This window comes from Plesiomonas sp., assembly GCF_051650925.1.
Taxonomy (GTDB): Bacteria; Pseudomonadota; Gammaproteobacteria; order Enterobacterales; family CAMTGL01; genus Plesiomonas.
Map to the genome: position 1 here is coordinate 1 of NZ_JBOFRH010000302.1, position 1,016 is coordinate 1,016.

General features: G+C 48.4%; 1 protein-coding gene and 1 pseudogene. One reads left to right on the top strand and one right to left on the bottom strand.

Annotated features, from left to right (window positions below):
- Nucleotides 1-300 (top strand): annotated as a pseudogene (locus ACRC27_RS07135) (glutathione-disulfide reductase); the annotation flags it as partial.
- A gap of 94 nt (nt 301-394) precedes the next feature.
- Here the strand turns inward: ACRC27_RS07135 and ACRC27_RS07140 are convergent.
- Nucleotides 395-604: a hypothetical protein gene (locus tag ACRC27_RS07140; RefSeq protein WP_438639526.1), complete on the bottom strand. Its 210-nt coding sequence runs from the start codon at nt 602-604 to the stop codon at nt 395-397.
- Between the last annotated feature and the right edge of the window lie 412 nt (nt 605-1,016).

A 1,016-nucleotide genomic window follows, 5' to 3' on the forward strand; every position in this document is an offset into this window, starting at 1 on the left:
GTGGGCTTAACCGAGCCACAGGCAATCGAACAGTATGGCGAAGCCAATGTGAAGGTCTACACCTCGTCCTTTACCGCCATGTATACAGCGGTCACTCAGCACCGTCAGCCGTGCCGGATGAAACTGGTGTGTGTCGGTGCTGAGCAGAAGATTGTCGGTATCCACGGCATCGGCTTTGGTATGGATGAGATCCTGCAAGGCTTTGCTGTCGCCATGAAGATGGGCGCGACCAAGCGCGATTTCGACAATACCGTGGCGATTCACCCAACGGCTGCCGAAGAGTTTGTGACTATGCGCTAAGGCGCAATGTCAAGATCTGCTGATGCGGCCACCACGGGTGGCCGCCTTTTACCATCCGCAACCACTGCTCGCCGCTCTCACATTATCCAGCCAATTAGCTTAACGGCTCACACAACGCCTGCAGCATTTCCTCATCTTGGCCGAGCCAATAATTAAACGGCGAATCCATCATCAAGCGCATCATGACGCGTAAAATGCCACCGCGATAATTAACTAACAGATAATCCACCAGCACATCGAATAAACACAAACTGGCGACAATAAAAATACCAAGGAATAAAATCATCCTGATTTCATACGACATGAGGCCTACCACCCTACATCCTGCAAGTTTGGCTAAATGGTGCTATAGCAAGGCAGAAAAATATATTTGTTTCGCAAAACAATACGTTGTGATCACGGTTAAAATCGTAAAGAAATATAAGACATAAACAAATCACCACAAGTCATTCGCAACTGATACGCAATAGCGCTCACTGCATCTAGGGCTAGCTTTCAGCTAGCATTGTTCTAACCGCGCATCCACCGGATCGCAAATAAAAAAATCCCCACATCTCCCCACAGCAAAGCACAGGGAAAATGCAGGGAATCTCTCGCCCACCGCTTAAATATCGCAGGCGGATATATACCCAAACAACTTGAAGTTGCAGGTAGGCGGCAAGTGAGTGAATCCCCATGAGCATAGGCAAACTATGTGATTAGGGTGAACAAACGTA